We start from the raw sequence: 25,419 nt of genomic DNA, 5'->3' as shown, positions 1-25,419 counted from the left end.
CTCGCCAGCCCGCGCCCGGCCAACCCGCCCCGAAGCCGCAGCAAGCAGCGGCTCCGGTACGGGTTACGTGAAGGGGTAATGATGGCGCTCACAGAAAAAGACAAGGACAAAACAAGACATTAACGGCAGCGGCCGTCGCCGTTATACTGGCCTCCGGCGTCAAAGTGCGCGTCGGGCGTTGCGTGCTAATGTGTTGTTAAAGATGTGAAAGTGGCTCTTTAAAAAGTGAGGCGTAGCGCGGGCAGTAGCGTGTTAAAAAGTACGATAGCGTCGGGATCGTTCCTATGACCCGATAGGGCTGATGGGTGGGGTGAATCCTTACGGATATGTCAGTAATCCATTAAAATGGATCGATCCGCTTGGGCTGGCTTGTTGTCCACCCAAATACCCATCAAGAAATGCCGCACTCAGAGATGCAAAAAGAGACGCAGGAATACCGATGGGGCAACAACCATCAAAAGTTGAAATGGTGAATTTAACAGACCGCAATGGCCATAATATTCTCGGGAATGACTATCAGCCAATTAAAACAAGGGAATACACTTTTACCAGACCAGGGAAAGAAGATATTGTTATACAAGATCATTCTCCCGGTCATATTTATGGTCCAGAAGGCACTCCTGGAAATAAAGGACCACATATTAATGTCAGACCTAAGAGTGACACCAGAAACGGTCATATTGATGGCACACAAGAACATTACCCATTCTAGGAGAGAACCATGAAATCATGGGCCGATTATCTTGTTGATTCAAAACACATTGACTCTATTTATCATGCAGATAAGCCAAGTCTTGATGGGATCGATATTCATGAGATTATTTTTCACAGAGATGGACCCAAAATATCCATTGTTTTGAACCTAAAAGAGTACCCAAAAGACCCACCTAAAAAATGGATTTCACAAAAATTCAACACCGTTCAAATGAAATTATCTCTTATTACGATTGAAAATGTAGATCTGTCAGGATGGACTGATCCTAGCTACACTGCATATATTAATGTTGATAGAATTGATGGGAAAATCCATTTTGATTTACATGGAACGAAACTCAAACTATCAATAAGAGCAATGTTTATGGATGTTGAGTCTATAACTGCTTATACAAAAATTTAAAAAAATAAGCCGAGAAGTATCTCTAATGATCTTCCCGGCTTTTTTATCATCTTCACTCCACTAAGAAACCAGTTCCTTTATCCCCATCACCGCCTGTTTAAACTGGTAAAGCTCAGCCTTCAGGGCCTGCACTTCACTGGTATCCGCAATAATCGTCAGCACGCCATCCGATATTTTCACTGTCACCCCCGTCCCGGTATCAAATCCTGCTTCCTTCAGCCAGTCGCCTTTAAGCATCAGACTCGGATGGCGGGAATAATAACGCGTCCGGAATGTCTTGGGGTCGGCGTGCCGCGCGGTTATATAACTCACCTGGTAACGGCGCTGCATTTTGGAAATCTTCCGTTCTGCCGTAGAATGCTTCTCAGCCATAATTAACTACTCCAATTAGTTGCTTGTGGTCAGCGGTAGTTAAGGGTTACAGCCCTTAGCTATCGCGATATCTGATTGTGATTACTCTGTTTTACCAATCACATTATCCAGGATCTCAGAAACTAACTTCTGCTTTGTTCTCGGCAACTGGCTGATAATCTCTATCTGCTGTTCCAGTCGTGAAGCAGGGCCGCGCTTGCCACTTCTGCCCTGAGTGGGTAATCCCAGCAGTTCATCCAGTGACAGGTTCAGGATCTGAGCCAGTTGTGGCAACAGCGCCGCCGAAACTTTTAACTTCCCGCCTTCATAATGCGCCATTGTCTGCTGCGCAATCCCTAACTGTTCCGCCAGTTGCGTCTGTGTTAGCTGCTGCTCTTTACGGGCCTGGGCAATCCTCGTACCAAGCTGTTTAAAAAACGCTTCATCTTTGTTGTTCATGGCTTGCTGTAGCTGTCGTGTTGTTAACGTTGCCATGATAGTACTCCCTGTTTTAAATAACTCAGTTGACAATACCCTAATATAGAGTACTCTGCAACGGAGTTATTTATACCCTAAACCTATTGACAGGTTTTTACAGGAGTTCCCGTTATGGCCCGCATCCCCGAAGCAGAATTACAGCACCTGAAAGCCGCCGTCCCGTTAGTTGCGCTGGTGAAAGCGCAGGGGCGCAAGCTGTTCAGAAAGGGAAAAGACTTCGCGGTGCTGTGTCCGTTCCACGATGAACAGGAGCCGTCCTGCGTGCTGTCACCGGCCAAAAACCTCTATCACTGCTTCGGCTGCGATGCCGGTGGTTCGGTCATTGACTGGCTGATGCACACTGAAAAACTCAGCCTGCGTAAGGCGGTGGAACGGCTGCGCGGTGAGCTGGGTGACAATCCTTCCGTTCAGCCGCTGGTTGCCTCGCCAGCCCGCGCCCGGCCAACCCGTGCCGGAGCCGCAGCAAGCAGCGGCCCCGTCGCGGGTTACATGAAGGGGTAATGATGCAGCTCACAGAAAAAGACAAGGACAAAACAGATAATCTGACCACCACTGCATCATGGATTTTCGGGCATCAAGATGCTCGGCTTTGTGAATATACGCCGCCCGCACACCATTGCGCTCCTGATGACTCATCTGCCGCTCTACCACATCCTGCGACCAACATTCCGATTCCATCAATGCACTACAGGCCATGGTTCTGAACCCGTGTCCGCAAATACCCGCTTTGGTGTCATAGTTCATTAAACGTAACGCTTTATTGACCGTACATTCGCTCATGGGTTTGTAAGGATTATGGTCGCCGGGAAAAACCAGCTCCAGATGACCAGATATTTCCTGTATCTGTTTCAGAATGGCAATGGCCTGACGGGAAAGCGGCACAATGTGAGGCGTGCGCATTTTTGCCCCACGCGTTGAGAACCGCACTTTATTAATGGCTTCGCGCGTGGCGGGAATCGTCCAGAGTTTATTTTTGAAATCAATTTCACTCCAGCGGGCAAAACGCAGCTCACTGGAACGAATAAAAAGATGCAGGGTCAGCGTTACGGCCAGACGCGTCAACTGACGCCCCTGCTGATAATTTTCAACGCGACCCAGCAATTCAGGCAGGCGCTCCAGCGGCAGAGCAGGGTGGTGATGCCTGACCGGTGCGGCGGTCACGCCATCGAGATGCATTGCCGGATTATTGTCCACCAGCCCCTGCTGCACCGCAAACCGCATGATATTGCATAAATGCTGACGGGTACGGGACGCCACTTCCAGCAGACCTTTATCTTCAATCCCTTTCAGTAGCGCGGTGAAGTGTTGTGCTTTTAACGTGGTCACGGACTGGCTGCCGATAACAGGGAAAATATGATTGCTCATACTGGCAAGCAGGCGGCTGGCATGATTTTCAGACCATGTTTTATTGCTTTTATGCCAGCCGAGCGCAACGGCTTTAAAACTTTTTTCGGGAGCATGGCTGGCTTTTTCTGCGGCGCGTTGTTCTGCCGGGTTAATTTTTTGCGTGAGAAGTTTACAAATACCGTCACGTTGTTGTCGGGCTTCTGCCAGAGAGACTTCAGGATAGGCACCTAAACCGAGGCGGGATTCTTTACCGTTAAAGCGGTATTTGAGATACCAGAGAGGAGAGCCGCCAGGATTGACAAGCAGATACAGACCGAATGAGTCAGTGACTTTTACAGGTTTGGAAGAAGGTTTTAAGTTGCGGATTTTTGAATCATTTAAGGACATGTGGTGGTCACTCCATAATCGAACCGGATTGACCCCAAATCTGACCACCAAATTCATCCGATGCATGCAGACAAATAGATATGCATCGGGAAGGTTTTCCACGCTAACTCATTGAATCAAAAAAATATAGAGATTCGCAGGGACGCATGAAAACAAGAATATGGCTCCTCTGACTGGACTCGAACCAGTGACATACGGATTAACAGTCCGCCGTTCTACCGACTGAACTACAGAGGAATCGTGTGAACGGGGCGAATATTAGCGATGCCCGCGCAGCATGTCAAAGGCTCTGTGCATTCAACCGTGCTGATTGCTGACTATTTCAGCAATCAGCACGGAATTGCCGAAAAAATACCGAATTATGCTTCGCTGTGACACACCTTTTGCGAATGTGAAGGACTCAATCCAATACGCATCACATCCTGAGCGATCATCAACTCCTCATTGGTGTTGATGACGGCCACCTTAACCACCGAACTGTCAGACTGAATAAACGTCGCATTCTCAGCGTTTTTCTGTTCATCCACCGTCAGGCCCAAAAATCCCAGATTATTGCAAATGGCTGCTCTGGCACGAACGGCGTTTTCGCCGATGCCTCCGGTGAAAATGAGCGCATCAATGCCGCCCATTTGCAGGACGTAGCTGCCGATTGTCGCCCTGATTCTTTCTGCGAATAGCGTGAGGGCTAGAGCGGCTTGTTGATGACCCGCATCCGCAGCCTGTTCCACATCCCGATAATCATTGGACACACCCGATACGCCCAAAAGCCCTGACTCATTGTTGATCAGCTGATTGAGCTGTTGCGGAGTTTTGTTCTCTCGCTGCGCAACCCACGGCAGAATGGAAGGGTCGATATCGCCGCTGCGGGTGCCCATCATCACCCCGGATTGCGGGGTAAAGCCCATTGAGGTATTCACCGATTTCCCGCCCTGAATCGCGCAGACGCTGCACCCGTTGCCAAGATGACAGCTGACCACACGAAGCGCGCTCAACGGAGTACCCATTTTTTCGGCTAGTTTCTGGCTGACAAATTTATGGCTCGTCCCGTGAAAACCATAGCGGCGCACGCCCAGCTCCTGGTAATACCGTAATGGCAGAGGATAAAGAAAAGCGGAGGCTTCAAGCGTTTGGTGGAAAGCTGTGTCAAACACCGCCACGGCAGGTATCGCGGGCAAAAGCTGACGGAACACTTTTATCCCCAACACGTTGACCGGATTGTGCAGCGGCGCCAGTTCTGCCAGCTGCTCTATTTTTGCCAGCGTCTCGTCGGTGATGTTCACCGAGTCTTTAAAGAACTCCCCTCCGTGCGCGACGCGATGCCCAACGCCGTCAATATCCTGCAATGAGTTGATTATTCTCTGCGCGATCAGTTTATCCAGTAGCAGAGTGACGGCATGATGATGATCGTTGACGGGCAGCGTTTCCTGCCATTTTTGTGTTGCCACTTTTAGCGTAAAGCTCGCCTCTTCTTTGCCGATTCGTTCAACAATCCCCTGACAGCGAACCTCACCCTGTGGCAGGGTCAGCAGCTGAAACTTCAGGGATGAACTCCCTGCATTGATCGCCATGATGTTATACGACATGAACATTCCTCTGATTCAAAAAGGCGCTGATTTCCTTCAGCCCTGCGTGGGTCGCGGCGCTGGTAATAAACACCGTTTGCGCTCCGGCCTGTTTCAGCCAGTCTTCTACCTGGGCTATTTGCTGTGTGGCTGCAATGTCTGATTTAGTGACAATCCCGATGGCGGGCCGGTTCATCGGTTCGGTGAACCCCGGAGAAAATGGCGAACTGGCTGCATCCGCATTCAACACCAACGCGATGACATCGGCTTCACAGGCGCTCGCCAACAGCGCACTGTACAGACGCCGGTTTTCCAGGTATTCGCCGGGTGTGTCGATGCTTTCTGGGCTCCAGGCAATCGCCTGGGTTTTTTGATAATGCAGTGCTTCCCCGCGAAAACACTGGGTAAGCGAGGTTTTGCCGCATTGACTGGGGCCAATAAGCATGATGCGTTTCATCGCGCTACGTCCTGGTGATGGAACAGGCGGTAAAATGTAGCACTTCGCCCAGCGTTCGGGTGACCTGAGTTAAGGCATATTCAATGGCGGAGACATCGCCCGTCAGCACCACTGAACCGGTAAACCGGTCGAGAAAGCCGATGTCCACTGCGCCCGATTTTGTCGCAATATCGCAGGCGATAATCGAGGCTTCGCTGGGCGTGATGGTCAGAATGCCAATCGCTGACACGGTATCTTTCAGCCCCAGTTTTTTAAATAAATCTTTTCCTGGATTGGCAATCAAATGAGCCAGCGTGACTTGTTTGCCCGGCACATATTCCTGAATCATGCGATCGGTTGTCGGTGAGTTTTCCATTATGCCTCCACTATCTGTCGCCACATGGCATCGTGAGGGCGAGGAAGCACCACGCGCGAAACCAACAGACCTTTTTCACCCGCAACGTCGCTGGCAACGGTAACGGCGTTGTTCACATCTGAGATTTCGCCCACCAACACCATGTAGCATTTGCCGCCAATGCCGTAGGCCATATGCACGCGAACGAGCGTGACGTTTGACGCTTTGACGGCACGATCGGCAGCACCGAGACAGGCCGCGATACTCCACGTTTCCACAACCCCAACCGCCTGTTTGCTTTCGACAGCGTTCAGACCGCTAATCGCAGGCAGGATGCTGTGATGCAGGTTGGGCAGTACCAGGCTGTCAACGAGCATCTCGCCAGCCAGCGCTTCGCCTGCAGCCACTGCCTGTTGCACGGCACCGACATCACCGCCCAACATCAGCAGATATTTTCCGGGGCAGGTGGTTTTGCTGGCTAACAGCGTCACGTTGGCGCTTTTCAGCATCACATCGCCCGCTTCCATTCCCTTCGCAATACTGGTGAGCTCTAAAATTCCAATGGCCTGAGACATGGTTATCCTCTTGTCACCGTAATGGCTTGTTCCGTAATGTCGCTGACAATGCCGTCGATGCTGGCATGAATGGCTGCGCCTAACGTCTCCGCAGGGACATCCGCGACGCATTGCCCGCGCATAACCTTTTCCCCTTTGTTCACGCAAGGCGTGGCACTTGCTCCGATGTGCTGACGTAGCAGCAAGGTGACTTGCTGTGGCTGATGGTCTGTTTCGGTGAACGGCGCATCGTGATACCAGTCATTCAGGCCGAGTCGGGCAATGAGCCGTTTGATTGGCACCATGCGGTGCTTAGCCATCTCGTCAGCGGCAAGTAGCGGCCCTTCATAGCGCTGGTTTTGCGCCCGAAGTTCACGTTTGAGCATTCTGTTAATTCGCATCGGCGAAATGTCGACCGGACACGCCACGCTTTCACACACATTGCATTCTGAACAGGTGAGGGCACTCAACAGGATCTGCGGCGTGGCGGTTTGCTGATAGTTCACCGCGCGCACCAGAAGATGAGGCGAGAGCGGATGGCCGATCAAATGCCTTGGACAGAGATCGGTGCATAAGCGGCACTGTTCACACACGGTTTTCGCCAACGCCAGCACTGTTTTGTCATCCTGCAAGCGTCGTTGAATGAGTGCGTGTGTTTTGGGAAGCACCAGCAGCCCGCCAGTCGTTTTGGTGACTGGCGAATCAAGGGAAGGTATCAGGCTTCCCATCATCGGGCCGCCGTTGATAAAGCCCGGATCGGGTACGGTTGCGCCACCCGCCAGAGCCAGAACTTCACGCAGAGAAGTACCAACAGGCACGGTCACCGTCAGCGGTGTCTTCACTGCTCCATTGACGGTCAGGGTTCTGCGCGTCACCGGGTAGTGTTGTTCGACGGCTCTGGCGATATTCAGCACGGTCTGCACGTTATTGACGACAACACCCACGCTGACAGGCAGCGCGGCAGGGGGCACGCGCCGACCGGTCGCCATCCAGATGGTTAACACCTCGTCGCCTGCCGGATAGACGTCCGGCAGAATGTGCAGGCGAATGCCCTCAGTCAGCAACGGTGTTAAGGCGTTAATCGCCTCGCGATATTTCTCTTTTAACGCAATGATGCCCGTGCTTGCGCCAGTGGCGGCCATGGCATAGCACAGACCGCGAATCAGACGTGCGGCTTGCCGGGCCATCAGCTGTTGATCCACTTTCAACAGCGGCTCACATTCGGCGGCATTAACCAGAAAGGTATCGACCTGAGCCTGAAGTTTCACGTGAGTTGGGAAGCCTGCTCCCCCAGCGCCAACGACGCCGGCAGCTTTGACATGATTACGAATGGTTTGCGCATCGACATCCACAAGCGTCTTCATAGCAACTCCTCCAGAAGCTCCTTGATAGCCCCTGCATCTGCGTTGCGCGGATTGGTTGCCAGCGTGACGTCAACAAGTGCGGCCTGAACCATCGCCGGAATGCGGCTCTCATAGTCGGTTTTGTACTCACCCAGGGCGGCGGCAAAGCGGGGTATTTCGCATTGTTTTAGCAACTGGGCGATATGCTGAAGCAGGGCATTCAGGCTGGCGGTGTCGTTCGCTGTTTCAGGGCACAGGCGGCACGCTTTTGCCAGCCGTGCATAGCGTTTCGCGGCACGTGGATCTGTGGCATTAAAGCGAATGACCGCGGTGAGCAACAGGGCATTTACCAGCCCGTGCGGCAAATGAAATTGCCCGCCCAGTTGATGCGCAATGGCGTGGTTCAGCCCAAGCCCGGCCTGGCTGAACGCCATGCCAGCAAGCGTAGAGGCGTTGTGCATTTTGCCGCGTGTTGCCAGGCAATCGCCTTTTCTGACCGCAACAGGGAGATAGCGAAACACCAGCTGCGCGGCTTTTTCTGCCAGCGCATCGGTGAAGTCGCTGGCTTTGGGTGAAACGTAAGCCTCAATAGCGTGAGTTAACACATCCAGGCCGGTATTGGCCGTGATGTTGGCTGGCACACTGACCACCAACGCGGGATCAAGGATGGCGATATCCGGGTATAACGCCTTGTCGAATAAGGGGTATTTAATCCCTTTGTCCGGGTCAGTGATAACACAAGCACAGGTCACTTCCGAGCCAGTGCCGCTGGTGGTGGGAATGGCTACGCAGGTTTCAATCTCTACTCCGGTCTGGCGGCTAAACCAGACAATGGCTTTTGCGGCATCAAGCGCCGAACCACCGCCAAATCCAATCACCACCTGGGGTTTGAGTTGTTGCATCTGTGTGATGCCCTGAACCACGGTGCTGATACTGGGATCTGGCGTGATGTCGCTGAACACGCTGATCTGATTACTGGCAGGCAATATCTGCTTAAGCGCATCGAACATCGGCGAACGGGCAAGAAAACCATCGCAGATTATCCAGATATGCTTATTCTCAAAGCGTTGCAGAACATTCAGGCTGCCCTGGCCGCTGTACAAGGTGGTGCGAAGTGAAAAGGGTTTCATCACAGCCTCGTTAGCGGATGGAAAAGCCGTTTGTCAGCACGCAACGGCGGGAACGAGCAAATGTTCGCGCCGACGTTGTGCCTTCGCCTGTTGGCGTGGCGATGGTAAAGGTGGTGAAGCCTTCGCCCCCGACACCAATCCCGGCATAAGACGGCCCGTTTTTAACGAAAATGGAGGTTTGCAGGGCGCGAGCAGCCTGGTTTAACCGCGAAACGTTTTGCGAATGCATGACCGCGGTGTGATGCAATCCCTCTTCGACGATCAGCGCTAACTCAAGAGCGCCGGAAAAATCCTTCACTTTAACAAGGGGAAGCATTGGCATCAGTTGTTCGCAGGTGACCCAAGGGTCGCGAGCATCGACAACGCCAATCAGCAGGCGGGGAGCTTTTGCCGGAACAGCTAATCCGGCGGCAGTAAGCATCTCAGAAGGGCTTTTGCCTACCAGTTTCTTGTTCACCTGGCCTTCCGGCAGACAGGCTGCGCGCAACTTGTCTGTGTCCTGCGCACTGAGTAACAGCGCCCCAAAGGCTTGCAGTTGTTGAATCAAACGATCGGCAACCGACTCGACGACAATCAGGCTTTTCTCTGCGATGCAGGGCAGGTTGTAATCAAAGGAAGCGCCATTGATGATGTCTTCGGCCGCTTTGACCAGGTCGGCGGTTTCATCCACGATGCACGGAGGATTCCCGGCCCCGGCGCCAATCACTTTCTTGCCACTTTTCATCCCCATCGCCACTATTCCCGGCCCACCGGTAATGGCAAGAATGGCGATTTTTTCATGTGCCATCATTTGCTGTGTGGCTTCAAATGTTGGTTCGGCGACAGTGACCACCAGATTGCGAATGCCACAGCAGCGGAAGGCAATCTCCTCAATCAGGGCAATCAGCTTGAGGGAAATATTTTTTGCCGCGGGATGAGGACTGAAGTAAACACTGTTGCCTGCGGCCAGCATGCTGATGCTGTTATTAATGATGGTTTCTGTCGGGTTGGTGCTGGGCGCGACGGAACCAATGACGCCAAACGGGGAGTATTCAAACAGCACCATCCCGCCATCGCCGGTAAGGGCGGTCGTGGTGAGGTCTTCCACGCCAGGCGTGTTATCCAGCGCGGCTTTGTTCTTGAGAAATTTATCTTCTTTGTTGCCCATGCCGGTTTCGCGCATGCTCTCTTCGGCGAGCGCTGGCAGATGTGGAGTCAACTCTTGTCGCAGCGTGTTGATGATAGCGCTGCGTGTTTTTAACGGGCATTGCTGATAACGCAGAAAGGCCAGATGCGCGGCGTTGATCGCCTCATCCACTGAGGTAAAAATACCTTGCGCTGCCTTGGGTTGCGTTTTTGTCTCAGGAATTTTTTCGCGCAAAATGGCGCGAATCAAGGTTTCAAGCTCTTGGGTATTCATGATGGTGTCCTTGTTTCTAATGCCAGCATCGCCGCCCGGGCAATGTCCATGTCCTGTTCCACGCTGCCTCCGCTGATCCCTAACCCACCGATGAGAACGCCTTCGCGCCAGAGGGGGAATCCTCCTCCAAAGGTCACGACTTTGCCCTGCATTTGGCTTTCCAGCCCGTACAGTTCAGCACCGGGCTGGACAGCGGCGGAAAGCTCATGGGTGGCGGTTTTCATCGCGACAGCGGTCCACGCTTTTTTAGGGGCCAGTTCACTGCTAACCAACAAGGCATCTGGCATTCGCCAGGTCACGGTTTGCGTGCCATGCGCATCCACAATGCTGACGACAACAGGCACTCCCAGTGCTTCGGCATGATTCACCGCTGCCTGGGTTAATTGATGAAGGTCTTTGAACGAAAGCGACATGGTGGATTTCCTGCTGGTGGCGGTAGGACTGGCTGAGAGATAGCGGCGAGTCACTTCCTGAATAAGGGCTCGCTGATGAGCGTCATGATCTTCCGCGCGAGCCAGGGCGTATAAGCAGTCTGAGAGGCGATTGAGGTAGCGCAGCAGTTCGCTTCTGACGGTTGCTGTGGCGGATAATTCCACCAGACGCCTTTCTGCCCGGCGAGCGAGCGTCCTGGCAAAATGCAGACGACTTGCCGCCTCGCAGCGCCCCGGCAAAATAAATTGCTGAAGTGGCGTAACACGGCCCATGGCTGTATCAATGGCGGTTTCGAGTGCAGAAATGTCCTCGACGCTGATGTCATGGCGCTTTGCGCTGGCCGCGTCACCTTCACTGGCAAGTTCGGCACTTAGCCAGAAAAGGTGCTGCTGAACAGTTTCAAGCCGCTCGCGGCGCTCCGCACAGGTACAGGCGCAAACACACAGGCTCAGCGCTGAATTCAGTTCATCCAGCGTGCCGTAAGTCTCTACTCGCGGATGTGTTTTGCTGACCCGTTCCCCGGTGAATAATGTGGTGGTGCCTGAATCGCCAGTGCGGGTATAAATCGCCATACGCTCTCCTTAGCGGGAAAGGGTGTCAACAATGCCAACGATGGCAAGATCGATGGCTTCATTGGGGCCGGAGAAAACGTGCCGTGCGCTGGAGCCGCTGGATAACAGCACCAGCTCCCCGATGCCAGCCCCGACGGAATCCACAGCCACTTCATCACCCTGGGTGGGTGGGTCAGGAAGATCGCCGCTGGCGCTCACTCGCCGAACCAGCAGCAGTTTTTTGCCAACCAGCGAAGACGATTTTTGTGTCGACACCACAGAGCCAGTGACGCGGGCCAGTTGCATGATTCACTCCTGCTTAATGAGGTGGATGTTACGTGCCCGCGCAGCGTCAAGCGCGAGGGCGGTAATGACACAGTGACGACGTAACACCAGCCAACTTTCGTTAAGGCTTGCGACGTCGGCATAACTTAAAAGCTTTGTCGGGTGCAGAACGATGGCGCGTTCATGTTCGTCGCACCACTTCAGAGGCAAACCTGACAGCTTGTGTACCGGTATCGCTGGCAATAAGTTCCCGGGAATCGTTATTCGCACCTGCAGGCCCAGGCTGAGGACTTCAAAGAGTTTTCTCACTGTGCGATCCTCCTCCTGATGTTTTGCAAGTTGCCTGAGCTGCGGAAGGCTGACCTGAGTCAGATTCAGCGCTTCGTGTTGACTGCTTAATGCCCGGCAGTCGATGTCCTGAAATTGCGCGGCGCTTAAGGTCCTGGTTTGCCCCGCACGTCGCTGCAGACGAGCGACGACTTCGTCAATAACGTGCTGCAACAATGTGCTGTTCATTAGCGGCTAACCAACGTTGCAAAAGCGTGCGGGTTATCTGCGCCTGCCGCGTTGGCTTCATCGGTATCAATGTGCATTTCAAGGCACATCTCCGGCGAAACCCGAATATCGACGTTGTCAAAAACCAGTTGGCGATCGTCGCCTTTGATGGCAACAGCCACGCTGTCGCCGTGTGATACGCGTAAAATCAATGCGTCCAGAGGCGACATATGAATATGCCGGCGGGCGACGATGACACCTGAAGCCAGTTCCAGCTCAGCAAAAGGGCTAACCAGACGGAGGCCAGGTGTGCCTTTCAGATCGCCAGAACTGCGTAACGGTGCCGCCACCCCCAACGCTCTCGCATCGCTTCGGGATATTTCGACCTGGCTTATGGTGCGCAATGGCCCCAGTAACCGGACATTGCCTATCTCACCTTTTGGCCCGACTAAAGTGACTGTTTGCTCGGCTGCGTAATGCCCGGGCTGCAGCAAAGCCTTTTTCTTACCAATAGGCTGGCCAGGGAAAAGGCGCGCGTAGTCTTCAGCACACAGATGGAGATGACGGTTGGAAACGCCCAGCGGAATCGGGCGCTCCCGCATTTCATCCAGCACATTGCAAACGAGGGCATGCAGAGAGTCTTTATCCATGGTGTGTCACCTCACTTACCCGCATGCAGGCAGAGCGTTCGGGGTTCCCCTTTCTGGCGCTGGCAGGCAGGGTCAAGACAAAGATTACAGAGGGCGGGATTGAGATCCGCCTTCTGCACTTCTTCTTGTATTGCTGCATCTTCAGGAGACTTTTCTTCTTTCACCCCGACCGATTCTGGCGAAATGCTAGCTGCCGCGGGTTGTTGCAAAATGCCGCTCGCTGGCCGGGCAATGACTTTATGCGCAACTAAGCCATGTTGCTGTTTTGCGATATTGGCACCGGTGATAACGGCGGCCTGTACCGAGGCGACATCTCCGGTGATTTTGATCAGCATCCAGCCTGAGCCGTTGGTTTTTTCGAATCCTGGCAGCGTGATGGCAGCGGCTTTCGCCATGGCATCAGCGCAGGTGATTGCCAGTGCCAGACCACTGACTTCCAGTAACCCCAGTGATTGCTTCACGCTGTGCTCCTTGCCTGAAAGCGTCAGGCTGACTTAGGTAAAATGGCCTCAACGTCACTGTGCGGACGCGGAATCACGTGACAGGATTTCACTTCGCCGACCGCGTTGGCTGCCGCACTGCCTGCATCAACAGCTGCTTTCACCGCGCCAACGTCGCCACGAACCATCACCGTGACCAGACCAGAGCCAATTTTTTCATAGCCAACTAACTGCACATTGGCCGATTTCACCATGGCATCAGCGGCTTCAATGGCGGCGACCAGGCCCTTTGTTTCAACCATTCCCAGTGCATTATTCATACTGCGATTCTCCTGTGGATAACGAATGAGCGTCCCTGAAGGGGAGGCCCTTAACCAACCGCGCCGCGTTGTTTCCAGTGTGTCGGTGGGCGTGGTGACTTTGGTTCTGCGTCAGCGTAAAGAGCGGGGCTGACACAGGTAGATTTTTGTAGTGCACGACAAGCGTGCTTTCATCGCAGGCAATACCAACCAGCAAGGGCGAGAATTGAGCGGCCTGCCATGCGCACTGAACGAGGCCATCCATGGGCTGTTCGCGAATGAAAAAGGGGATGCCTTCTTCTTCAATGCCCAACAGGACTTCTTGCCAACGTGCGAGTGAGTCGTTCAGCACGGTTATCACAATGGCCGGAAGGGGATCGCTGTTAGCCATGCGCCACCTCCTTTTGCCACGACAGGATCAGGCCCGTGGCAACGGCATTACGAGGGCCTTCGATACCGCGAATATTGCCGCGACCTGCAACCAGTCGATATTGAGCAAGGGCATCGGTAACCAGTTGCGGCACTTCAAAATCGAGTGCCGACCCCCCGACAAGCACCACAAAAGGAATGTCCCGAATATTGCCTGTAGGGCTGACCTGACGGAGTGCTCGCAGCGCGTTGGTCACGAACACGCGTTCTTTCGCACGGCGTCGAACGGCGCGGACTTTCTCCAGAGGCAGGTCGCCGGGGAGGGGGAGCAGGCCGTCGGCCTTCACAACACAAACACGAGCAAAGACGCTCGGCGGAAGAGGGGCGGGGAAAAACTGAACGCTGCCGTCTTCGTGACGCAGATGGAACAGGCTTTCCACTTTGGCCAACGGATGCTTTTTGATTTCTTCCGCCAGGTATCGGTCTTCGAGACCCAGTTCACGAGCGATGATCATCGTGACCATATCGCCCGCACCGGCAAGGTGAGTGGCAATGATGTCACCTTGAGGATTAATGATGGAGGCATCGGTCGACCCCGCGCCGAGATCGAGGATGGCCAGCGGGCGAGTCGTGCCAGGGGTGGTCAATGCGCCAAGAATCGCGGCTTCAGCTTCCGCACCGCCGACCTGCACATCAATATTGAGTTTTTGCTTAATCTCACTGGCGATCATCGCCATTTGCAGGCGATCAGATTTCACCATCGAGGCAATGCCAACGGCTTGTTCCAGCGAGAATTCGCCTGCGACACCGCCGGTGACGCTCACTGGCACGGACGTATCAACGGCCAGCAAATCCTGAATATAAATCTCACTGCTGGGCTTGTTGGTCAGTTCGGCCATCTTTTGCCGGACGTTTTCCAGCATGCCACCAATATTGGTGCCCGCTTCGCCGGTGACGTTATCGAGGGTCCGACATTCACCGACGACTTTCATGATGGCGTCAGCCCCCGCCGCAACATCGACCCGTAATGTTCTGCCTTGCGATAACAACTCAATATTTCCGGCAGGAATGGATCGAGCCTTGACGTCTCCGGCTGGGGTTTTTACCACCACGGCTGAGCGGTTGCCTATCAGCGCTCTGGCAATGGGCACGATGTTTTTGGTTTCTTCGGCATTGAGCTTGAAAACCGTGGCGATACCGTAAGGGTTTGAGAGGGTTTCAATCACTTTGCCCGGCACGGCGACTTCGATGGCGGCAAGCATCCCCAAAGGGATCCTGTTGATGTAGCGCACTTCATCGACCACCGGGAGAGGGTGATCCAGTCGGTTACTGACCAGCACGCCATCGTCTTGCTGAAGGATAACGCCGGTCAGCCGATAGCCGGCACGCACAGCGGCGTTAATCATGTTCGCCACATCGGCAAAATCAAACGCTGAGGACACCACCAGAATGTACGGTGACTCCGTTGTACGGGTTAACAACTCTTCCGGCGTGATGGTGATGCCCGTGCCTAAGCCGACACCGCCGGGCGTTTTTGGATTGTGACCAATCATGGTCGACTCGGTGATAATGGTCTCGGTGATGGTTTCCATCGCCACATCGCCAATCACCGGCGTGGCTTCGTTAATGCGAATGAGCGAAATATCGCTGACAGCGATCCCGGCATGATTAGCAGCGAGTGAGAGTGCCTCCTGGATGCCAAACACATTTCTCAACGTGCCTTTGACTCCAGTGGTTTCTGTGAGCGCACTGCCCACAATGCTTAACACGCCTTGCTCATCAACCGCTGCCAGAGCAACTTCGGTTGAGGCGTTACCAATATCAATGCCAGCGATATAGTGCATATCCCGTCCCTGCGATTAATCGTCGCCTTTGAGTTTTTTACGCGCCACATACAATTCAGCGGCTTCACGAACGAATCCGGCGCAAATAGTGGCCTGATAACGTTGCTCCAGGTCGTCCGCTATTGCCTGTAACTCTTCTTTGGTTGAGCGGAATGGGCGCAACGCGTTGTAGATTTCCAGGATGCGATCGTCCGGCACGGCAGTAAGTTCAGCTGCGCGTTCAAAGTTAATGGCGAGACGTTCACGCCCGGCATCACGGGCAATCGCCGCCTGAATTCGCAACGTTTCGGGCGTGATGCGCATGTCCTGGGCGGTGACCTGATTGTTCAGCACATTTTCCAGCGTGAAGTCATCCAGAGTCTTATTGGTCGCGGTTTTGACCCACTCCGGATGCTTGTTAGCCAGCGGATAGTCGGAGACTTTTGCCGCGTGAGCCGAACCACTCACAACAGGTGCGACCGGGGTTTCACCCTGCAGGCTGTTCATGCGGCTCAGCACATCCCGAACCATCGATTCAATTGCTTCGGTTTTCATGGAATATCCTTGTTAAAGCGCCACGCGCAGTTCCTGTGGGTTTTTGCCAGTGACGACGTACTTCGTCTCTTTGATGTGCAAAATGGCCGACTTCGCCTGATATTTCGGGCGTGCCATTTGGTCATTCAGTGTGGGCACGGGCTGTGGAGATTCCCGCTTGGCGTAACGCGCCGCGTTTTTCCCAATCTGACGGTAGGTTTCCAGCGTCAGCAGCGGAGCCTGAGGAAACAGCTCCAGATTTGAAAGTGGCGGTAATCCTTGCTGGTGGATAACCGTGGTGCCTTTCGACTGAATACCGATGGAGATCCCAGACCCGCTCAGGCGATTGCCTTCGACAGCGACGAAGGCCACATCTGAAGATTTAAAGCAGCGAATAACACGTGCTTTGATGCCTTCTTCTTCGATCCCGGCAATCACTTCACGCAAAATGCTTTGATGGGGAACGCCGATGATGTTGGCGGTTTGCGACAAACCAAACGCAGGGCCGACAGCAATCACCACTTCGTCCTGCTGAGTGCCCTGGCGGGCCTCGCCGATTTCGCTTAGAAAGCTTTGACCCTGCGCTGGAGTAGCCTGAGGCGTCGACACCGGGGCAGCGCTAAAAGAGACGGGTTTATCGCTACCCTGCATCTCTTTCAGCACATCCTCGATTATCTGACGGAGTAGTTTTTCATTGATTTCCATTGTTCACCCCTTAACCGAGCTGATTGGGATCGAGTGCGCCAGGGATATTTTTAATCTCTTCCCAGCGTTCGCCCTGCAGACGATAGCCCGTGGCCGGACCGGCATAATCATTGATGTCGTTGACGGCAGAGAGCACTTGCCCCTGACCGACGATGATGGCGGAGGTGTGAAGGTAATCTCCGGTGAGTTTGGCTTTTTGAATGTCGAGCATGTCTTGCGCCACATCCATAAACCCGCCCTGAGCCAGCGCTTTCACCACTTCTAATCCGTGGCGGTTCTTGCTGATGATCTCCTGGGCAAATTTGATGTCTTCGACGATGTTGCGTTCCGGCATATCTTTTGAGCCGTGGGCATAGGTAGCGGCTTCAACTTCTTCGTCGGTAATTGGCGGCAGGCCCATTCCGGCAAACACGGCCTGTAAAGCGCGAGCCGCTTTGTTGCGAATGGCGACCACATCTTCTTCACGAACCGGACGCAAACCACCGTCTACTTTCAGATCGCGCTGAAGGACGTTGTAGTCGTCAAAGTCTTCAGCATCTTCATTGGAGCCGGCAAACATGTTGTCGTAGTTCGGTACGGCGGAATATCCCGATGAAATAAAGTCAGTGCCAGGCAAGAACTGCATGAGCAAACGTGCTGTACGACGCATATCGGAATGCGTAAAGGTCTGGTCGTTACTGGAGGCGCATTCCAAATCCAATGACGAGCAGATCAGGTTTTCGGCCAGTACAGCACGTATTCCGGAAGGCACTGCAGAAGGCACGCCGATACAGCTGACAGAACCATTCTGTAAACCTTGCACACCCGCTGCTTTGGTGATGTAAATGCAGCGTGCTTCCAGATAGAGCATCGATTTCCCTTCCGCATAGCCCATCTGCACTTCGGACCCCGAGCCCGAGGTAAAGCGCATTTTCAGGCCGCGGGAAGCGTAAGAGGAGGCGAGGAAGCCTTTCGACCATGGCGTATCATCCCCGTCAGTGAAGACCGGTTCAGTGCCGTACACGGAAATCGTTTCGGCGTAGCAAGTGTGGCCCAACATGCCGAGCTTCAGCTCAGTCGCTTCTTCAAGCGAGCATTGGGTTAATACGCCAGGGCGCCCGACCTGGGAACCGACCAGCAGAGCAATCGCATTGAAGGGAGCGTAACGGGCGACAGCGACCGTCGTCTCTTGCTCATCAAACCCACGCCATGCGCCTTCTGCCGCATCGGCAGCGATTTGCACCGGATTATCTTTGACGTTGGTGACGTGGGCCTGTTGTGACGGTGTGCGACGCGCGCGCATTTTCTGCATCGCCATCATCATTTCAACCACGTTCATCTGCGACATGACTTCGACAATTTTCGCCGGTGTCATCGCGGTGGTCAGTGGGACGATGTCGCTGCGCTTTACGTTAGGGTCGCAGAGCATATTGGCCAGCTTGACGGAGTCCATCGCCATCACTTCTTCCGCACGCGCCAGGTTGATGCCGTAACGAGCGATAAAATGGTCAATCAGGTCAAATGCACTGACGGGTTTGCTGTCCAGTTCAGTCACGACGCCATTGATGATTTTGATGGAAGGCTTTGGATCGTTCGGGCTCTCCATGGCGATAAAGCCTTCTTCGATCCACTCATTAACGAAACCATCCTGGTTTACGGGACGCTTCGCCAGTGCTTCAAATCTTTTCGATTTCATGCGTCAGCCTCACGCTGTCAGATGTAGGAAGGGCGATCGTTTTTCGGTTCACTGCCCAGCGTCGCCAGCACCGTTTTGCCGATTTCTCGGGCGGAAATGACGGCCTGGCGCACGGCACCGGAATCTCCGGAAATCACCAAAATGGCTTCGTTGCTGAAGCTGGTTCCGTGTGCTGGTGAGCTGTAGGCGACAACATCAACGTTGGCAGCTTTCAGCGCAGTGTCTGCCATCAGTACACCCACGGCAGCAGGCGCACCAACGATGACCCCGCAGGCTCGTCCGAGTGGGGCTCCAAAGGCTTTTTCCAGCGCGTGGCTGGCACGAGCGGTGTATTGCAACTCGATATGCCCGGCTTCATTGCCATAGACATCGCCGAACGTGCGGTCGAGTTCTTTCAGCGCCACTTCAATGCCGCGTTTCACATCAGACACATCGTTGCCGCCAAGAATGATCAGCGAACCGTGGCCTGCGCCGCCTTTGGTGTCGCGAGGTAATTCAATGCTGACGACCTCAGTGTTAGTGGCTTTTACCGCTTCATCGGCGGCCATAATGTGCGGCCCCGCCCCGGTACGTGCCCCTAAAATACCAATTGAGCGATAGCGCTTTTCTAACTTCATGGCTTCCAGAAGGGCGCTGTCCACATTGGCAATCACCAGACCGACGGTGTCACCGATCGCGGTACCGACAAATTCCGTTAAACTGCAATTTTTCTCTGCCATCGCTGATTCTCGTGTCGTAGGTGAGCTATCGGGCGTTGCCACGCGGGCCATCACCTGAGCCATGATCTGATCGACCAGTTCATTGCTGCTCATGGGTTATTCCTTTGGGTAAGATTTTCTCGACATCGCTGTGAGGGCGGGGGATGACGTGAACAGCTTTCACTTCCCCTACGTTACGTGCAGCAGCAGCGCCCGCATCCGTCGCGGCTTTCACGGCACCGACATCGCCGCGAACAATCACGGTGACCAGCCCGGAACCAATTTTCTCGTAACCCACCAGCCCTACATTGGCGGATTTCACCATGGCATCAGCCGCTTCGATTGCCGCGGTTAACCCTTTGGTTTCCACCATTCCCAGTGCTTCTTGTTGCATAAAAACCTCAACTGAGTTGCCTCGATAAGCACGACTATAGAAAGAAGAAAAGAAAAAGAATGGCTGACCTGAGGTTTAGAATGGAAAAAAGAATCGTGGGGTTATGTTACTTAATTGGCGTAAGGTTTTTTAATCTGTTGTATTTGAATGGAAATAATTCCAGTGTGGATGTGATTATTTTGTTTTGCATACACCAGCTTTACATTATTTATAATGACAGCACTGTGGTTGTTTGTTATAGGCAGGATGGGGTGTGACTGAGGTCCATATAATAAAAACAAAAATAAGCATAAATTTATTATTAAAGCAGATTGCCTTTCTTGGCTTACGCAGCCGACAGCTATGCCATTCTCTCATTATCGAGAGCAATAATTTGCTATAGCTTCTGATTTATTTTCTTGTGATACCCAGGAGGTTGCCAACAATTTTCAGCGGTTTGTTTTTATAGTGAGAGAGTGTAATGAGCATCGGGTGAATTGCGGACGGGCGCATCGGCCCGGTGAACCTCCTGTCCGTTACCGCCAGTCAGGGAGTCGGTGGCTATAGACACAATTTCTTTTCAGAAGGTGTCACTATGAATGATTCATTAAAAGCACAATGCGTTGCCGAGTTTTTGGGGACAGGGCTGTTTCTGTTCCTGGGGATTGGCTGTCTTAGTGCCGCGAAACTGGCCGGTGCAGATATGGGACTGTGGGAGATATGCATCGTTTGGGGACTGGGAATCTCTCTGGCTGTGTATTTGACCGCCGGAATTTCCGGGGCGCATCTTAACCCTGCAGTGACGATTGCCTTGTGGCTGTTCGCCTGTTTTCCCGGCCGAAAGGTTGTGCCCTACGCGCTGGCGCAGTTCCTTGGCGCTTTTGGCGGGGCATTGTTAGCCTGGCTGCTTTATCGAACGTTGTTTACGGAATATGAATCTGCTCATCAACTGATACGAGGTAGCGCAGAGAGCCTGCAACTGGCGAGCATTTTCAGCACTTATCCTGCCGCGACCATCAGTGTGTGGCAGGCCGCGCTGGTCGAAGTGGTTATCACCTCAATGCTGATGGGAATGATCATGGCGCTGACGGACGACGGCAATGGCGTGCCAAAAGGTGCGCTGGCCCCTCTGCTGATTGGGCTTTTAGTCGCGGTGCTTGGGGCCGCCACGGCACCGTTAACTGGTTTTGCCATGAACCCTGCTCGTGACTTTGGGCCGAAGCTGTTCACCTGGTTTGCCGGGTGGGGCGATATTGCGATGACCGGCGGTCGGGATATTCCTTATTTTGTCGTACCGATAGTGGCACCTGTTATTGGTGCTTGTATTGGTGCGGCTATTTATCGCTTTTTCATTGGTAAGAACCTGCCTTGTAATACCTGCGCTATTGAATAAAATGCGAGCTGGCTCGCCGCAGATCACAGATTGATGCAACATAGAAAAGCTTTTCGTGATCTGCTTTCACTAATGGTGGAAAAGTCTCCTGGCAACAGGAGACTTTTGGTATTGTCCCTTTTATTCTTCATTTACGCTGTGTCAGGTGTTGAACGGAAATACTCTGCATGGTTCAACGCTATAACAATAAATTAACTGAGGAGGGATGTCATGATATCTGCAAGTACCCTTAACTCAGAGCTTATTAATAAAATTGCCCAGGATTTTGCGAAAGCCACCGGTCTGGCGGTCGTGGTCGTCAACATTCATGGCGATGAAATTTCTGAGTTGTTCAATTTTACCCCGTTCTGTCAGTTGATGCGTCAGCATCCACAGCACAGTTCTCGCTGCCGATTAAGCGATCGTTGTGGCGGGCTGGAGGCCTCGAAATCCGATGAGCCTTGTATCTATCGTTGTCATGCCGGGCTCACTGATTTTTCCATTCCTTTAGTGATTGCCGGGCATCTGGTGGGTTTTGTGCTGTGCGGCCAGGTAAGGCTGAGTCACGATGTCGAGCTGGTGGACATTCTTCGGGTGGACGAATGCTGGCGTGCAGATCCTGATTTGCTCAACGAGTTTCTTAATGTCCCAGAGGTAGACTACGCCCGAATTATCGCCTCGGCGGAACTGCTGAAGCTGATTGTCGAGAACTACCTTAAAAAGCAGCTCAGTTTTGTGATGATCAAGGATAATCCCGAGCCCGCTGCGGTAAGCCGCAAGCAGCCTCTGCCGCATGACAGCAAAATGAAAAAAGCCTTGCGCTATATTGAGGCACACCTCTCGGAGGAACTCCGGCTCGAAGAGGTGGCTTCTCACGTCTATCTCAGCCCGTACTATTTCAGCAAATTATTCAAAAAATATCAGGGGATTGGCTTCAATGCGTGGGTGACTCAGCAGCGTATGGCGAACGCCAAAGAGCTGCTTTGCCACAGTGACTGGAGTATTGCCAGCATTGCCCGCAATTTGGGCTTTTCTCAACCCAGCTATTTTTGCAAAGTCTTTCGTCAAACCTACCAGGTGACGCCGCAGGTTTTTCGTCAGCAAAGGAAAGACACAGCCACGCCCATGCCTGCCCATGAAATGAGTTAGTGGGTACGTTGTGGGTCGGGCGTTAATGTAAACGCGGCGAAAGCCGCCCGATAAGCCAACAGGTTAGCCACATTTGTGGCAGGGAAGGGGGTGAAAATCCCCCGCAGCCCCCGCTGCTGTGATGCCGACGAACCCGTAGAACCACTGATCGCAAGATTGGGAAGGACGGGTGAGGATGACGCTCAGCCAGAAGACCTGCCTGCTGGTGATGACCAACAACTTCGGTGGGAAGTGGGTTGCTCAGAGACGCGTGGCGCGTCAGTGTCGCTGCACGTCACTAAACATGACCCTTACCACCCTGAAGAGGATCAGGGGATGGTAGCAAAACAGTATCTGAATGCTCATGTCGGGCGTGTTCTGCGAAACGTAACAGCGCAGCAGCCTGCTGGTTTGCCTGTGGCAGACCCTTTGCGGCTCACGCCACTGCGCGTCTTAAAAGATGTTCACGCGCTGTCGCCTTCTGTGGAAGAAAAACCTTTCCGGGCGACAGTCCAGCCTGAGTCAATTGCGCTTTTTAATCTGGCTCAAGACAAGGAGGCGTTGGCTACACGCCTGGCAGAAGCCCTGCCTTTGTCTTGCTTTAGCACCCAACAAGGTGCCGGTGAGGTTTTTGTTCCACCTGAAAAGATGATGAACGCTTTTCAGGAGGCATTTGCCCATTTCTCGGTGGTGATGATCCTTGGTGCGCCCCCTGCACTGACCGAGTCGCTGTCGGCTTTCGCTCGTGAGATACCGTCAATGCCCGTGGTGTTGCTTATCCACGCAAGGCCGCAGCCCGTTATCCACTCACTTTTCGCAGAGGGCAAACCGGTGAGTGCATTGGTGCATTTTCTGTCCGCTTTTTTAAAAACCTAAGCGTCATTGAGCCAGAGTCGTCGCGGAAAATAAGCGCCACGCGCACCGCATTGGTGCAGCGCGTCCCTGGATGGGGCATAGCGCAATCCATTGGCTGGCTACTAAAAGGGAGAATATTATCAGAATCTCTTATTTTGCGGCCGGTCAGGCACGCTTCAGGCGAGTGCTCAAAAACTGGCAAGCATATTGCAACTCCTCCGACAACTGAATCGCCGGCCTGGTACTGGCATCCCCAAACTGGAGGCAAAATGAACTTAAGACGACTGAAATACTTCGTGAAAATCGTCGATATCGGCAGCCTGACTCAGGCTGCTGAGGTGTTGCATATCGCTCAGCCTGCATTGAGCCAGCAGGTGGCTACGCTCGAAGGTGAGATGGATCAGCAACTCCTGATTCGCACCAAGCGGGGAGTGACGCCGACAGAAGCCGGAAAAATTCTCTATACCCATGCGCGGACCATTTTGCGTCAGTGCGAACAGGCCCAGCTTGCCGTCAACACTATTGGTCGGACGCTCAGCGGTCAGGTGTCCATTGGCCTGGCACCAGGAACTGCGGCGTCTTCGGTGACCATGCCGCTGCTTCAGGCTGTGCGCAATGAACTGCCTGAAGTGATGGTCTATTTGCATGAGAACAGTGGCAGTGTACTGAACGATAAATTGCTGAACAGTCAACTGGATATGGCCGTGCTGTACGAACGTTCACCCGTTGCAGGACTCACCAGTCAACAACTGCTGAAAGAGGATTTGTGGCTGGTGGGCACGCGCGATTGTCCTGGTCAGAGTGTTGATCTGCTGGCTATCGCCGAAATGAATTTGTTCCTGCCGCGTGACTACAGCGCCGTGCGGGCACGAGTGGATGAAGCGTTTTCCCTGCGCCGACTGACGGTAAAAATCATTGGGGAAATTGAGTCTATTTCTACGCTGACGGCGGCCGTTGCCAGCGGAATGGGCGTGACGGTGCTGCCTGAATCAGCTGCCCGAACCCTGTGTGCTTCAGCCAATGGCTGGATGGCGCGAATCACCACGCCGTCGATGAGCTTACCGTTGTCGCTCAATATGTCTGCTCGTGGTTCGTTGTCGCCACAGGCTCAGGCGGTAAAAGAGATCCTGATGTCGCTGGTCAGCCGCCCGTCGCTGGAGAATCGTGAACTCCAGCTGGTCAGTTGATATAGCGTAATGGAATAAGTTGCTGGTTTTTATTATTTGTTCGCCAGGGCCGCAGACTCTAACAATAGCGTTATGTCTGAAGGTCCCTGGAGGAAAGGGTGAATTTCCAGCAATTGAAAATAATTCGCGAGGCGGCACGGCAGGATTACAACCTGACGGAAGTCGCCAATATGCTTTATACCTCGCAATCTGGCGTTAGCCGCCATATCCGTGAACTGGAGGAAGAACTCGGCATCGAGATTTTCATCCGTCGCGGCAAACGTTTGTTAGGCATGACCGAACCGGGTAAAGCGCTTCTTGTTATCGCTGAACGTATCCTGAATGAGGCGAGCAATGTGCGCCGCCTGGCGGATCTGTTCACCAATGACGCTTCGGGTGTGCTGACTATCGCCACCACTCACACCCAGGCGCGCTATAGTTTGCCGCCAGTTATCAAAGCTTTCCGCGAATTGTTCAAGGATGTTCGCCTGGAGCTTATCCAGGGCACGCCGCAGGAAATTGAGGCATTGCTGCATAACGGTGGGGCGGATATCGGTATCGCCAGTGAACGTCTGAGTAATGACACCACGTTGGTCGCGTTCCCATGGTTTCGCTGGCATCACAACCTGTTAGTCCCCGAAGGCCACCCTTTGACACAAACGTCGCCATTAACCCTGGAAGCCATTGCTCGCTGGCCGCTAATTACCTATCGCCAGGGGATTACTGGCCGTTCACGTATTGATGAAGCCTTCAATCGTAAAGGTCTGGTGCCGGATATTGTGCTGAGTGCGCAAGATTCTGATGTGATCAAAACCTATGTAGAGTTGGGGCTGGGCGTAGGGTTGGTGGCGGAACAATCGGGCGATAATCAGGAAACAGGGTGTTTCACTCGCCTCGATACGCATCATCTGTTCGATGCCAATACTGTCTGGCTGGGCCTGAAGCGAGGCCAGCTTCAGCGAAACTACGTGTGGCGTTTCCTTGAACTCTGTAATGCAGGGCTTTCCGTCGACGAAATCAAACGTCAGGTGATGGAGCCTGAAGAAGCGGCGATTGACTACCAAATCTAGAAAAGCAAAAAGCCTGCTCG

30 protein-coding genes, 1 tRNA gene, 1 pseudogene and 1 riboswitch are annotated in these 25,419 nt (G+C 53.4%); of the genes and pseudogenes, 8 read left to right on the top strand and 24 right to left on the bottom strand.

The genetic code is table 11. The features are described 5' to 3' along the window. Positions 1–301 precede the first annotated feature (301 nt). Positions 302–712, top strand: a complete 411-nt coding sequence (locus tag ACLW56_RS20030; RefSeq protein ID WP_330985470.1) for an HNH/endonuclease VII fold putative polymorphic toxin — start codon at positions 302–304, stop codon at positions 710–712. A gap of 9 nt (positions 713–721) precedes the next feature. Next, complete coding sequence (locus ACLW56_RS20025; RefSeq protein ID WP_330985469.1) at positions 722–1,117, top strand: Imm50 family immunity protein; 396 nt, start codon at positions 722–724, stop codon at positions 1,115–1,117. 60 nt (positions 1,118–1,177) lie between these two features. Here ACLW56_RS20025 and ACLW56_RS20020 read toward each other — a convergent pair whose 3' ends face one another. Both ACLW56_RS20020 and ACLW56_RS20015 read right to left on the bottom strand, forming a co-directional pair. Further along, a complete protein-coding gene (locus tag ACLW56_RS20020; protein WP_330985468.1) occupies positions 1,178–1,489 on the bottom strand; it encodes a SymE family type I addiction module toxin in 312 nt (103 codons plus the stop codon). Positions 1,490–1,570: 81 nt separating this feature from the next. Continuing rightward, positions 1,571–1,963: a helix-turn-helix transcriptional regulator gene (locus tag ACLW56_RS20015; RefSeq protein ID WP_330985467.1), complete on the bottom strand. Its 393-nt coding sequence runs from the start codon at positions 1,961–1,963 to the stop codon at positions 1,571–1,573. 114 nt (positions 1,964–2,077) lie between these two features. Here ACLW56_RS20015 and ACLW56_RS20010 point away from each other — a divergent pair. Beyond that, positions 2,078–2,392: pseudogene (locus tag ACLW56_RS20010) on the top strand (CHC2 zinc finger domain-containing protein); the annotation flags it as partial. A gap of 84 nt (positions 2,393–2,476) precedes the next feature. Here the strand turns inward: ACLW56_RS20010 and ACLW56_RS20005 are convergent. The 22 genes from ACLW56_RS20005 to pduA all read right to left on the bottom strand — a co-directional run bounded on the left by ACLW56_RS20005 (position 2,477) and on the right by pduA (position 19,829). Then, entirely contained in the window at positions 2,477–3,700 is a 1,224-nt protein-coding gene (locus ACLW56_RS20005; RefSeq protein WP_330985466.1) for a tyrosine-type recombinase/integrase, read from the bottom strand. A 161-nt stretch (positions 3,701–3,861) separates the two neighbouring features. Further along, positions 3,862–3,937: transfer RNA gene (locus ACLW56_RS20000), tRNA-Asn, on the bottom strand. A 122-nt stretch (positions 3,938–4,059) separates the two neighbouring features. After that, positions 4,060–5,283: an acetate/propionate family kinase gene (locus ACLW56_RS19995; protein ID WP_330985465.1), complete on the bottom strand. Its 1,224-nt coding sequence runs from the start codon at positions 5,281–5,283 to the stop codon at positions 4,060–4,062. Beyond that, complete coding sequence (gene pduV, locus ACLW56_RS19990; RefSeq protein WP_330985464.1) at positions 5,273–5,719, bottom strand: propanediol utilization protein PduV; 447 nt, start codon at positions 5,717–5,719, stop codon at positions 5,273–5,275. Before pduV ends, ACLW56_RS19995 begins: the two co-directional genes overlap by 11 nt. 4 nt (positions 5,720–5,723) lie before the next feature. Continuing rightward, positions 5,724–6,074, bottom strand: a complete 351-nt coding sequence (gene pduU / locus ACLW56_RS19985) for a propanediol utilization microcompartment protein PduU (protein WP_330985463.1) — start codon at positions 6,072–6,074, stop codon at positions 5,724–5,726. Further along, entirely contained in the window at positions 6,074–6,628 is a 555-nt protein-coding gene (locus ACLW56_RS19980) for a BMC domain-containing protein (RefSeq protein ID WP_330985462.1), read from the bottom strand. Before ACLW56_RS19980 ends, pduU begins: the two co-directional genes overlap by 1 nt. A 2-nt stretch (positions 6,629–6,630) precedes the next feature. Next, a complete protein-coding gene (locus tag ACLW56_RS19975) occupies positions 6,631–7,971 on the bottom strand; it encodes a 4Fe-4S dicluster domain-containing protein (RefSeq protein ID WP_330985461.1) in 1,341 nt (446 codons plus the stop codon). Further along, positions 7,968–9,080, bottom strand: a complete 1,113-nt coding sequence (locus tag ACLW56_RS19970; RefSeq protein WP_330985460.1) for a 1-propanol dehydrogenase PduQ — start codon at positions 9,078–9,080, stop codon at positions 7,968–7,970. The genes ACLW56_RS19975 and ACLW56_RS19970 overlap by 4 nt, the downstream gene beginning before the upstream one ends. Positions 9,081–9,090: 10 nt before the next feature. Further along, entirely contained in the window at positions 9,091–10,479 is a 1,389-nt protein-coding gene (gene pduP / locus ACLW56_RS19965) for a CoA-acylating propionaldehyde dehydrogenase PduP (protein WP_330985459.1), read from the bottom strand. Further along, positions 10,476–11,483 (bottom strand): two-domain cob(I)yrinic acid a,c-diamide adenosyltransferase PduO, encoded by a 1,008-nt coding sequence (gene pduO, locus ACLW56_RS19960; protein ID WP_330985458.1) that lies wholly within the window; start codon positions 11,481–11,483, stop codon positions 10,476–10,478. The genes pduP and pduO overlap by 4 nt, the downstream gene beginning before the upstream one ends. A 9-nt stretch (positions 11,484–11,492) precedes the next feature. Next, positions 11,493–11,768, bottom strand: a complete 276-nt coding sequence (locus ACLW56_RS19955) for a EutN/CcmL family microcompartment protein (RefSeq protein WP_330985457.1) — start codon at positions 11,766–11,768, stop codon at positions 11,493–11,495. A gap of 3 nt (positions 11,769–11,771) precedes the next feature. After that, the gene (gene pduM / locus ACLW56_RS19950; protein WP_330985455.1) at positions 11,772–12,263 is read right to left on the bottom strand and encodes a microcompartment protein PduM; all 492 of its coding nucleotides are present in this window, start codon (positions 12,261–12,263) and stop codon (positions 11,772–11,774) included. After that, the gene (locus ACLW56_RS19945; RefSeq protein WP_330985454.1) at positions 12,263–12,892 is read right to left on the bottom strand and encodes a phosphate propanoyltransferase; all 630 of its coding nucleotides are present in this window, start codon (positions 12,890–12,892) and stop codon (positions 12,263–12,265) included. Before ACLW56_RS19945 ends, pduM begins: the two co-directional genes overlap by 1 nt. Positions 12,893–12,903: 11 nt before the next feature. Continuing rightward, on the bottom strand, positions 12,904–13,353 hold the full coding sequence (locus ACLW56_RS19940; protein ID WP_330985453.1) for a BMC domain-containing protein: 450 nt from the start codon (positions 13,351–13,353) through the stop codon (positions 12,904–12,906). Between the two features lie 23 nt (positions 13,354–13,376). Next, the gene (gene pduJ, locus ACLW56_RS19935) at positions 13,377–13,652 is read right to left on the bottom strand and encodes a propanediol utilization microcompartment protein PduJ (protein ID WP_154160806.1); all 276 of its coding nucleotides are present in this window, start codon (positions 13,650–13,652) and stop codon (positions 13,377–13,379) included. After that, positions 13,645–14,022: a glycerol dehydratase reactivase beta/small subunit family protein gene (locus tag ACLW56_RS19930; protein WP_330985452.1), complete on the bottom strand. Its 378-nt coding sequence runs from the start codon at positions 14,020–14,022 to the stop codon at positions 13,645–13,647. Before ACLW56_RS19930 ends, pduJ begins: the two co-directional genes overlap by 8 nt. After that, positions 14,015–15,844, bottom strand: a complete 1,830-nt coding sequence (locus tag ACLW56_RS19925; RefSeq protein ID WP_330985451.1) for a diol dehydratase reactivase subunit alpha — start codon at positions 15,842–15,844, stop codon at positions 14,015–14,017. The genes ACLW56_RS19930 and ACLW56_RS19925 overlap by 8 nt, the downstream gene beginning before the upstream one ends. A gap of 15 nt (positions 15,845–15,859) precedes the next feature. Further along, complete coding sequence (gene pduE / locus ACLW56_RS19920; RefSeq protein WP_330985450.1) at positions 15,860–16,378, bottom strand: propanediol dehydratase small subunit PduE; 519 nt, start codon at positions 16,376–16,378, stop codon at positions 15,860–15,862. A gap of 12 nt (positions 16,379–16,390) precedes the next feature. Beyond that, positions 16,391–17,062, bottom strand: coding sequence for a propanediol/glycerol family dehydratase medium subunit (locus ACLW56_RS19915; protein ID WP_330985449.1), 672 nt, complete (start codon positions 17,060–17,062; stop codon positions 16,391–16,393). Between the two features lie 10 nt (positions 17,063–17,072). After that, a complete protein-coding gene (pduC, locus tag ACLW56_RS19910; protein ID WP_330985448.1) occupies positions 17,073–18,737 on the bottom strand; it encodes a propanediol dehydratase large subunit PduC in 1,665 nt (554 codons plus the stop codon). A 17-nt stretch (positions 18,738–18,754) separates the two neighbouring features. Then, positions 18,755–19,549, bottom strand: a complete 795-nt coding sequence (gene pduB, locus ACLW56_RS19905; RefSeq protein ID WP_330985447.1) for a propanediol utilization microcompartment protein PduB — start codon at positions 19,547–19,549, stop codon at positions 18,755–18,757. After that, a complete protein-coding gene (gene pduA / locus ACLW56_RS19900) occupies positions 19,536–19,829 on the bottom strand; it encodes a propanediol utilization microcompartment protein PduA (protein WP_330985446.1) in 294 nt (97 codons plus the stop codon). Before pduA ends, pduB begins: the two co-directional genes overlap by 14 nt. Positions 19,830–20,403: 574 nt before the next feature. Between pduA and pduF the strand changes: the two genes are divergently transcribed. The 5 genes from pduF to cbl all read left to right on the top strand — a co-directional run bounded on the left by pduF (position 20,404) and on the right by cbl (position 25,399). Further along, complete coding sequence (gene pduF / locus ACLW56_RS19895) at positions 20,404–21,201, top strand: propanediol diffusion facilitator PduF (RefSeq protein WP_330985445.1); 798 nt, start codon at positions 20,404–20,406, stop codon at positions 21,199–21,201. A 210-nt stretch (positions 21,202–21,411) separates the two neighbouring features. Beyond that, entirely contained in the window at positions 21,412–22,329 is a 918-nt protein-coding gene (pocR, locus tag ACLW56_RS19890) for a transcriptional regulator PocR (RefSeq protein ID WP_330985444.1), read from the top strand. 43 nt (positions 22,330–22,372) lie between these two features. Further along, positions 22,373–22,547, top strand: a riboswitch (cobalamin riboswitch). 178 nt (positions 22,548–22,725) lie between these two features. Continuing rightward, positions 22,726–23,184 (top strand): hypothetical protein, encoded by a 459-nt coding sequence (locus ACLW56_RS19885; protein ID WP_330985443.1) that lies wholly within the window; start codon positions 22,726–22,728, stop codon positions 23,182–23,184. A 248-nt stretch (positions 23,185–23,432) separates the two neighbouring features. Beyond that, positions 23,433–24,350 (top strand): nitrogen assimilation transcriptional regulator NAC, encoded by a 918-nt coding sequence (gene nac / locus ACLW56_RS19880; protein WP_330985442.1) that lies wholly within the window; start codon positions 23,433–23,435, stop codon positions 24,348–24,350. 98 nt (positions 24,351–24,448) lie between these two features. Beyond that, positions 24,449–25,399 (top strand): HTH-type transcriptional regulator Cbl, encoded by a 951-nt coding sequence (gene cbl, locus ACLW56_RS19875; protein WP_330985441.1) that lies wholly within the window; start codon positions 24,449–24,451, stop codon positions 25,397–25,399. Positions 25,400–25,419 lie beyond the last annotated feature (20 nt).

This window comes from Pantoea sp. sgz302252, from assembly GCF_047713085.1.
Lineage (GTDB): Bacteria > Pseudomonadota > Gammaproteobacteria > Enterobacterales > Enterobacteriaceae > Scandinavium.
Note: the sequence above shows the minus strand (reverse complement) of the source record. Positions and strands in the feature narration are given on the sequence as shown.

Coding starts and splice junctions, on each gene's coding strand:
- ACLW56_RS20030 (WP_330985470.1), top strand. CDS start 302: ATGGGTGGGGTGAATCCTTACGGATATGTCAGTAATCCATTAAAATGG.
- ACLW56_RS20025 (WP_330985469.1), top strand. CDS start 722: ATGAAATCATGGGCCGATTATCTTGTTGATTCAAAACACATTGACTCT.
- ACLW56_RS20020 (WP_330985468.1), bottom strand. CDS start 1,489: ATGGCTGAGAAGCATTCTACGGCAGAACGGAAGATTTCCAAAATGCAG.
- ACLW56_RS20015 (WP_330985467.1), bottom strand. CDS start 1,963: ATGGCAACGTTAACAACACGACAGCTACAGCAAGCCATGAACAACAAA.
- ACLW56_RS20005 (WP_330985466.1), bottom strand. CDS start 3,700: ATGTCCTTAAATGATTCAAAAATCCGCAACTTAAAACCTTCTTCCAAA.
- ACLW56_RS19995 (WP_330985465.1), bottom strand. CDS start 5,283: ATGTCGTATAACATCATGGCGATCAATGCAGGGAGTTCATCCCTGAAG.
- pduV (WP_330985464.1), bottom strand. CDS start 5,719: ATGAAACGCATCATGCTTATTGGCCCCAGTCAATGCGGCAAAACCTCG.
- pduU (WP_330985463.1), bottom strand. CDS start 6,074: ATGGAAAACTCACCGACAACCGATCGCATGATTCAGGAATATGTGCCG.
- ACLW56_RS19980 (WP_330985462.1), bottom strand. CDS start 6,628: ATGTCTCAGGCCATTGGAATTTTAGAGCTCACCAGTATTGCGAAGGGA.
- ACLW56_RS19975 (WP_330985461.1), bottom strand. CDS start 7,971: ATGAAGACGCTTGTGGATGTCGATGCGCAAACCATTCGTAATCATGTC.
- ACLW56_RS19970 (WP_330985460.1), bottom strand. CDS start 9,080: ATGAAACCCTTTTCACTTCGCACCACCTTGTACAGCGGCCAGGGCAGC.
- pduP (WP_330985459.1), bottom strand. CDS start 10,479: ATGAATACCCAAGAGCTTGAAACCTTGATTCGCGCCATTTTGCGCGAA.
- pduO (WP_330985458.1), bottom strand. CDS start 11,483: ATGGCGATTTATACCCGCACTGGCGATTCAGGCACCACCACATTATTC.
- ACLW56_RS19955 (WP_330985457.1), bottom strand. CDS start 11,768: ATGCAACTGGCCCGCGTCACTGGCTCTGTGGTGTCGACACAAAAATCG.
- pduM (WP_330985455.1), bottom strand. CDS start 12,263: ATGAACAGCACATTGTTGCAGCACGTTATTGACGAAGTCGTCGCTCGT.
- ACLW56_RS19945 (WP_330985454.1), bottom strand. CDS start 12,892: ATGGATAAAGACTCTCTGCATGCCCTCGTTTGCAATGTGCTGGATGAA.
- pduJ (WP_154160806.1), bottom strand. CDS start 13,652: ATGAATAATGCACTGGGAATGGTTGAAACAAAGGGCCTGGTCGCCGCC.
- ACLW56_RS19930 (WP_330985452.1), bottom strand. CDS start 14,022: ATGGCTAACAGCGATCCCCTTCCGGCCATTGTGATAACCGTGCTGAAC.
- ACLW56_RS19925 (WP_330985451.1), bottom strand. CDS start 15,844: ATGCACTATATCGCTGGCATTGATATTGGTAACGCCTCAACCGAAGTT.
- pduE (WP_330985450.1), bottom strand. CDS start 16,378: ATGAAAACCGAAGCAATTGAATCGATGGTTCGGGATGTGCTGAGCCGC.
- ACLW56_RS19915 (WP_330985449.1), bottom strand. CDS start 17,062: ATGGAAATCAATGAAAAACTACTCCGTCAGATAATCGAGGATGTGCTG.
- pduC (WP_330985448.1), bottom strand. CDS start 18,737: ATGAAATCGAAAAGATTTGAAGCACTGGCGAAGCGTCCCGTAAACCAG.
- pduB (WP_330985447.1), bottom strand. CDS start 19,549: ATGAGCAGCAATGAACTGGTCGATCAGATCATGGCTCAGGTGATGGCC.
- pduA (WP_330985446.1), bottom strand. CDS start 19,829: ATGCAACAAGAAGCACTGGGAATGGTGGAAACCAAAGGGTTAACCGCG.
- pduF (WP_330985445.1), top strand. CDS start 20,404: ATGAATGATTCATTAAAAGCACAATGCGTTGCCGAGTTTTTGGGGACA.
- pocR (WP_330985444.1), top strand. CDS start 21,412: ATGATATCTGCAAGTACCCTTAACTCAGAGCTTATTAATAAAATTGCC.
- nac (WP_330985442.1), top strand. CDS start 23,433: ATGAACTTAAGACGACTGAAATACTTCGTGAAAATCGTCGATATCGGC.